This is a genomic window from Prevotella sp. P5-92, from assembly GCF_002251245.1.
GTDB lineage: Bacteria > Bacteroidota > Bacteroidia > Bacteroidales > Bacteroidaceae > Prevotella.
On record NZ_NPJG01000113.1, the window covers coordinates 45235 to 53041 of the forward strand.

General features: G+C 51.2%; 6 protein-coding genes and 1 pseudogene. 3 read left to right on the forward strand and 4 right to left on the reverse strand.

From position 1 onward, the window contains the following. Positions 1-41: 41 nt before the first annotated feature. Both CIK99_RS11310 and CIK99_RS11315 read left to right on the forward strand, forming a co-directional pair. On the forward strand, positions 42-1583 hold the full coding sequence (locus CIK99_RS11310; protein ID WP_094381610.1) for a glycine--tRNA ligase: 1542 nt from the start codon (positions 42-44) through the stop codon (positions 1581-1583). 5 nt (positions 1584-1588) lie between these two features. Next, positions 1589-2209: an FKBP-type peptidyl-prolyl cis-trans isomerase gene (locus CIK99_RS11315; RefSeq protein ID WP_094381611.1), complete on the forward strand. Its 621-nt coding sequence runs from the start codon at positions 1589-1591 to the stop codon at positions 2207-2209. Positions 2210-2339: 130 nt separating this feature from the next. Here CIK99_RS11315 and CIK99_RS11320 read toward each other — a convergent pair whose 3' ends face one another. The 3 genes from CIK99_RS11320 to CIK99_RS11330 form a co-directional block, all read right to left on the reverse strand. Then, a complete protein-coding gene (locus tag CIK99_RS11320; RefSeq protein WP_094381612.1) occupies positions 2340-3176 on the reverse strand; it encodes a S1 RNA-binding domain-containing protein in 837 nt (278 codons plus the stop codon). A gap of 226 nt (positions 3177-3402) precedes the next feature. Continuing rightward, positions 3403-4089, reverse strand: a complete 687-nt coding sequence (locus CIK99_RS11325; protein WP_094381613.1) for an ABC transporter ATP-binding protein — start codon at positions 4087-4089, stop codon at positions 3403-3405. Between the two features lie 3 nt (positions 4090-4092). After that, a complete protein-coding gene (locus CIK99_RS11330) occupies positions 4093-6216 on the reverse strand; it encodes a cation:proton antiporter (RefSeq protein ID WP_094381614.1) in 2124 nt (707 codons plus the stop codon). Positions 6217-6386: 170 nt separating this feature from the next. Between CIK99_RS11330 and CIK99_RS11335 the strand changes: the two genes are divergently transcribed. Then, on the forward strand, positions 6387-7397 hold the full coding sequence (locus tag CIK99_RS11335) for an aspartate-semialdehyde dehydrogenase (RefSeq protein ID WP_094381615.1): 1011 nt from the start codon (positions 6387-6389) through the stop codon (positions 7395-7397). 195 nt (positions 7398-7592) lie between these two features. Here the strand turns inward: CIK99_RS11335 and CIK99_RS11340 are convergent. Continuing rightward, positions 7593-7807, reverse strand: a pseudogene (locus CIK99_RS11340) (DDE transposase); the annotation flags it as partial.

Consider the following 7807-nt stretch of genomic DNA (forward strand, 5'->3'; position numbering starts at 1 on the left):
ATTACCTTTGCACCCAAAAATCGGAAATTATACATAATATTATGGCACAAGAAGACGTTTTTAAGAAAATCGTGTCCCACTGCAAGGAATACGGATTCGTGTTCCCGAGCAGCGAAATCTATGACGGACTGGGAGCCGTATATGACTACGGACAGAATGGTGTGGAACTGAAAAACAACATCAAGCAGTACTGGTGGAAGAGTATGGTGTTGCTGCACGAGAATATCGTGGGTATCGACTCCGCCATCTTTATGCATCCTACTATATGGAAGGCAAGCGGACATGTCGATGCGTTTAACGACCCACTTATCGACAACCGCGACTCGAAGAAACGCTATCGCGCTGACGTGCTCATCGAGGACCAGATAGCGAAATATGACGAGAAGATACAGAAAGAAGTGGCTAAGGCTCGCAAGCGCTTCGGCGACTCGTTTGACGAGGAGCAGTATCTGGCCACAAGCGAGCGCGTGAAGGAGACCAAGGAGAAGCGCGACGCTCTGCACGCCCGCTATGCCGAGGCTATGCAGGGTCCTGACCTCGAGGCACTGAAGCAGATAATAATCGACGAGGAGATTGTCGATCCTATCAGCGGCACAAAGAACTGGACCGACGTGCGACAGTTTAACCTGATGTTCTCTACTGAGATGGGCGCATCAGCCGACGCTTCGATGAAGGTTTATCTGCGTCCCGAGACGGCACAGGGCATCTTCGTCAACTATCTCAACGTGCAGAAGACCGGCCGCATGAAGATTCCTTTCGGTATAGCTCAGATAGGAAAGGCGTTCCGCAACGAGATCGTGGCACGACAGTTCATCTTCCGCATGCGTGAGTTTGAGCAGATGGAGATGCAGTTCTTCGTTAAGCCAGGAACGGAACTCGACTGGTTCCCGAAGTGGAAACAGACACGTATGGCATGGCACCAGGCTCTCGGCTTCGGCGCTGAGAACTACCGCTTCCACGACCACGACAAGCTGGCTCACTACGCTAACGCCGCCACCGATATCGAGTTTAAGATGCCGTTCGGATTCAAGGAGGTGGAGGGCATCCATAGCCGCACTAACTTCGACCTCTCGCAGCACGAGAAATTCTCTGGCAAGAGCATCAAATACTTCGACCCACAGACCAACGAGAGCTACACGCCGTACGTGATCGAGACATCGATTGGAGTTGACCGTATGTTCCTCTCTATCATGTGCCACGCATACGAAGAGGAGAAACTCGAAAACGGCGAGACACGCGTGGTACTGAAACTGCCCGCCGCATTGGCTCCGGTGAAACTCGCCGTGATGCCACTGGTGAAGAAAGACGGACTGCCAGAGAAGGCTCGCGAGATAATCAACGACCTGAAGTTCCACTTCAACTGCCAGTATGACGAGAAGGACTCGATCGGCAAGCGCTATCGCCGTCAGGACGCCATCGGCACACCATACTGCGTCACCGTCGATCACGATACTCTCAAGGACAACTGCGTGACTCTCCGCTTCCGCGACACCATGGAGCAGGAGCGTGTGCCTATCGCCGAACTTAACTCGATCATCGAGGACAAGGTCAGTCTGGCAAGCTTATTAAAGAAGATCCAATAAGAGTAATGATTAGAAAGAGGATTTATTTTATTCTGCTGACGATGGTCATGGCCTGTACGGTCATGACATCGTGTAGCGAAGACGATGGCGTGGAGGATGAATTCGCCGACTGGCAGCTGCGCAACGACAGCTATTTCAACAACCTCACCGACTCGATACAAAAACTCATCGACGGCGGACGCACCGACTGGAAACGGATCCGCACATGGTCGAAAGGCGAGGGCGATTTCCTCTCTAACGTTGACTATATCATAGTACACGTGGAGGGAAACGCGCCTGCAAGCGAGACCGCATCGCCGATGTTCACCGACTCGGTGGCTGTGCACTATCAGGGACGACTCATCCCATCGGCAAACAATCCTAAGGGATTGATCTTCGACACGTCGTACCTGGATCCATTCGACAAGGACGTTGCCGTGACGAAGACTTTCAGCGCTGGCGGAGTGGTTGACGGATTCTCTACCGCCCTGCAACATATGCGCCGTGGCGACCACTGGACTGTGTATATCCCATACCAGTTAGGATACGGGTCGAGGGAAAGCAGCACTTCGTCGATACCGGCATACAGCTCTCTCATCTTCGATATCAGACTGAAAGACTTCTGGAGCAAGAAGGCTGAAGAATAGATATTTTAGTTGTCAAGTTGATTGCGCCAACGCCCGCCGTTGTAGGGCCTTACATAAAGTAAGACCCTACAACGTCAGACCGCACTCCATTTGTCGCGGATTTGCGGCGGTAACGGCGGTCATCTTTGGTTTATACCAAGGTGATGCCGTCGTCGCCTATTGTGATAAGGCGGCGCTTGTATAGGTCGCCAATGGCTTTCTTAAACGTTTTCTTACTCACCTTGAAACGGTCGGAGATGAGTTCCGACGGACTCTTGTCGCCAAGGTCGCAACGGCCGTCGTTGTCGTGAAGATACTGGAGCAACACATCCGCGAAGTCTTCTGTGGCCTGACGACCCGTGCGCTGGATGGTGATGTCGAGCTTGCCGTCGGGGCGAACCTTATCGACATATCCCTTCAGGCGGTCGCCAGTGCACAGCGGACGAAACACCTGACTGTCATACACCAAGCCGCCATACTGATTGTCAACGATGACCTTAAAGCCTAATTCGGTCTTCTGCCATACTAAGAGATCGACCTCCGCGCCATGAGAATAGTCGGGACGCTCGTGCGACAGATAACGCTCCACCTTGGCCGAGGCCATCATGCGATAGCTGTCTTCGTCGATTCCCACATGGACTATATAACGCTGGCCGCGCTCCATGCGCTTCTTCTGCTCGCGAAACGGACAGAAGAGGTCTTTCATCAACCCCCAGTCGAGAAAGGCGCCATACTCGTTGACCCACGCCACCTCAAGGCATGCGAAATCGCCCACCTTGGCCAATGGCTTTAGCGTGGTAGCCACGGGACGCTCGTCCTGATCGAGATAAACAAACACGTCGAGCTCGTCGCCTATACGGCATCCTTCAGGCACATAGCGCGAGGGAAGGAGTATCTCTCCCTCCACGCCTCCATCAAGATACATGCCGAAATCCACCTTCTTCACTACCGTCATGCGGTTATAATCTCCAAGTCTAATCTTCTCCATTTCTGTCCTTATATATAATAATGTGTATTTCTTGAGTTATTTAGCCGCCGCAAATCCGCCGAAATCGTTGTACAAATCCGCGACATATCGGAGTGCGGTCTGCCGGTTTAGGGTCTTTACTTTATGTAAGACCGCCCGCCGCAAATCCGCGACAAATCGGAGTGCGGTCTTACATGAAGTAAGACCCTACAACGGCGGGCGTTGGCGCAACCAACTTGTCAACTCATCAACTTGTCAACTTTTCAACTGAACTTTCGTTCCCATCCCCAATCCTTCCATCCTTCATGTGAATGGTGCGGTCGGTGATCGAGGCGAGTTGCTCGTCGTGGGTGACGATGACGAAAGTCTGTCCGAACTTGTCGCGAAGGTCGAAGAACAACTGATGCAGCTCTTCCTTGTTTTTCGTGTCAAGGCTGCCCGACGGCTCGTCGGCAAGAATCACCGCCGGATTGTTGACCAATGCCCTCGCGACAGCCACACGCTGCTTCTCGCCTCCCGACAACTCGTTTGGCTTATGATGGGCACGGTCGGCAAGCCCCATAAACTCCAGCAGCTCCATCGCCCTCTGCTTCGACTCCTTGGGCGACCGTCCAGCGATGAAAGCGGGAATCATGATATTCTCTATGGCAGAGAACTCGGGCAACAGCTGGTGGAACTGAAACACAAAACCTACATGACGATTGCGAAACTCCGACAGCTTCTTCTCTCCCATACGGCTCACGTCGATGCCATCCACTACGACCGTTCCGGCATCGGGTTTGTCGAGCGTTCCCATTATCTGCAACAACGTGGTCTTGCCGGCACCACTCGGCCCGACAATGCTCACCACCTCGCCTTTGTCTATATGCAAGTCTATACCTTTCAACACTTCAAGAGAGCCGAAACTCTTCTTTATTCCTTTTAGTTCGATCATATCTTAACTCCTGATTTTGTTTATCCAATTCAATACCGTCGCGTATGCACTCTCACTGTCTTGACGCTGAGGGGCTGTAAACGTCATCACATCCTGAGGCTGACCGTGCTGGTCGGGATAGATGATGATGAGATTGTTGGTCGGGAAATACTCCATAAGTTCGTCTGACAGACGCTCGAAGGCGGGCTTGTAACTCACCGTGCCCTGACGAGCCGTCACCACTACCAGCAGATGGTCTTCCCTTATCTCGCTTGCCAACGACGGCAGCTCTTTCCAATGCATCAGCTCCTCGTAGTCGGCCCTCACCTCGGGATGACGGTTCTTGACGAAGTCGGCTATAAGGTCGCACGTCTTGCGACGGCCATGGAAGACAATGCGGCAACCTATATTGTCGGCCAGACGAGACACATGCTCAACCCAACGGTAGAAGCCTGGCTCAAACTCCACACGCGACGGCACTGCCACATGTATCATGCGCAAGGTGCTGAAACGCTGCGTCACACGACAGATCATTATCTGACGGTTGATGTCGCTTATCAGACCGGGCGTATAGGCTCCCCAGAACGAGTCGGCTGGCGACGTGCGATGGTGAAGCCCCATGACGATTTCCGACGCGTCGAACTCCTTGAAAGCATGCTTTATGCCATTGGCGATGTTGGTAGAAAGACGGCTCTGCGTCTGCATACGCACATCGGCCGAGATGGCCGTCGCCTCCGCACGCTCCAAGATGTTGCGGCCTTCCTTGCGGTTGCGGTTGCTGTCGGTGTCGTCATACACCACGTTAAGACCTATCAGACCACGGTTCAAACGCTTGTTGCGCATGAGGATGGCAAGGTTGACAAGCGTGTCGGCATCCTCGTCGTGCTGCAAGGGCAGGAGTATCTTCTCGTCGTCAGACTCAGGCTTCTGCTCCGTGGGATAGAGCTTCTCCTTCAGCAATATCGCCTGCGACGTGTTCTCTACCACTATCGAACTGACTATACACGTGAAGAGAATCATCATCACCACGCCGTTGAGCACATTGGCATCAAAGACATAAGACCCGTCGGGCATCATCATGTTCATGCCTATCATCGTCATGGCTATTCCGCCTGCCGCATGGGCCTCGGTCAAGCCAAACATCATGTGACCCGACAACCAAGGAGCCTTGAACACAAAACACGACACATAAGCGGCAAGGGCCTTGCTTATCGTGGCTATCATAACCATGCAGAAGATGACCCACAGCGTGTCATAGCCGTGAAACAACACGCTGAAGTCGATCAACATTCCCACTCCTATCAGGAAATAAGGAATGAACAACGCATTGCCGATAAACTCGATACGGTTCATCAACGGCGACACACTCGGGATATACCTGTTTAACAACAAACCGGCGACAAAAGCGCCAAAGATGCCTTCAAGACCGCATATCTCCGAGATGGCTGCACTGAAAAACAACACACACATCACATAGATGTACAACATCACCGAGTCGGCATAATGGTTGAAAAACCATCGCGTCAGACGCGGGACAATCATCGTGGACAAGGCGCAAAAAGCAATCACCTTGACAATGAAAAGCATCCAAAACGACACACCCGACTCTCCATCCGACGAACCTACTATGGCGGCAAGGATGAGCAGCGAAAGCGTCAATGCTATCATCGACGAACCTACGCTCAACGCCACTCCGGGATGCTTCTGCAATCCGAACTTGCACACTATCGGGTAGGCAATAAGTGTGTTTGACGCCAATATACACGCAAGCAACAACGATGTCATCTCGGAATACTTCAGCAAGAATATTCCCATGAAATATGCCATCACAAAGGGAATAAGGAACGTCAGCAGACCAAATACCAAAAACTGACGATGCTTCTTTCTTATGCTCGTGAGGTTAAGCTCAAGTCCGGCAAGGAACATTATGTACAGCAAACCTACACGCCCAAACAACTCGAACGAGGAATCGCGCTCAAGGATGTTTAGTCCATACTGGCCTATGGCAACGCCTGCCAACACCATTCCCACGATATGAGGGATGCGTAATCGAGACATCACAATAGGCGCAAGCAATATAATACACAGCACGACAAAGAAGATCAATGTCGGGTCGGTAATCGGGAAATATTGTGCTATACTTGGCATTTTTTCACTACGAATTTACAATTCTTGTGCAAAGGTGCAAAAAAAATATCAATTTTCAAGCATAATTCCTTAAAAATTAAAGGATAATTGCATTAAATGTTGTAATTTTGCACCCGAAAAGCGAAAATCGACTGAAAATAGTAGAATATTAACAACAATAATAGAAAAAGATGAAAGTAGCTATTGTGGGAGCAAGCGGTGCCGTAGGACAGGAATTCCTGCGTGTACTCGACCAACGAAATTTCCCTATGGACGAACTGGTATTATTCGGTTCACAACGCAGCGCAGGAACAAAATATACGTTCCGCGGAAAAGAGTATGAGGTAAAACTGTTGCAGCACAACGACGACTTCAAAGACGTTGACATCGCCTTCACATCGGCAGGAGCAGGCACGTCAAAGGAGTTTGCGGAGGACATCACTAAGTATGGTGCCGTGATGATCGACAATTCAAGCGCGTTCCGTATGGACGAAGACGTGCCTCTCGTAGTGCCTGAATGTAACGCCGAGGATGCTCTCAAGCGTCCAAGAGGCATCATCGCCAACCCTAACTGCACGACAATCATGATGGTAGTGGCTCTGCAACCTCTCGAAAACATAAGCCACATCAAACGCATACACATAGCAAGCTATCAGAGCGCAAGCGGTGCTGGTGCAGCGGCCATGGCAGAACTGCAGGAACAGTATCGCCAGATAATGAACGACGAGCCCGTCACCGTGAAGAAGTTCGCTTACCAGCTGGCATATAACGTCATCCCTCAGATCGACGTCTTCCAGCCTAACGGATATACAAAGGAAGAGATGAAAATGTTTAACGAGACTCGGAAAATCATGCACAGCGACGTAAAATGCTCGGCAATGTGCGTTAGAGTGTCGTCACTACGCTCTCACTCCGAGTCTGTATGGATCGAGACCGAGCGCCCCATCTCAGTAGAAGAAGCCCAAAAGGCTATCGCAGAGGCTCCGGGATGTACTCTACAAGACAATCCCGACGAACTTATCTATCCTATGCCTCTCGACACTGCCGGAAAAGACGATGTCTATGTGGGACGCATCCGCAAGGACCTCTCTGACGAAAACGGCCTCACATTCTGGCTCAGCAGCGACCAAATAAGAAAGGGTGCCGCACTGAACGCAGTACAGATTGCCGAATACCTCATAAAGGTCGGCAACGTGAAGTAAATAGGGATTGTCGTTTAATTCTTTCAGTCGTGGACGCATAGAGGTCAGCTTGGTATCTTGATGCTCCGTGCGACCAGTTTTAATTGCTTTTGCTGGTATAACGGCACTCCAAAGTCGTGTATTTGCTACCTTTGCCGATAACAGATTAGGAGTCCTCTTCGGAGGACTCCATCTTAATTCCGTTTCAGATGTCTCTTATGCCGCCTTGGTCTCTTGCAGCCCAGCCAGACGCCCCGCCAGGTGGACTGCGTTCGCTGTGTGGATGCCAAAGAAGATGTACAGTATCTCTGTTTTCTTCTTCCTGGCCTTGATCCTGCGCATGGCGTAATGCTCTTTCTGTGTTCCGAACGAGCCTTCCATCTGAGTGGCCCTGACTCTTGCCAGTTCCTTGCGGACATAGTCTTCCTCCC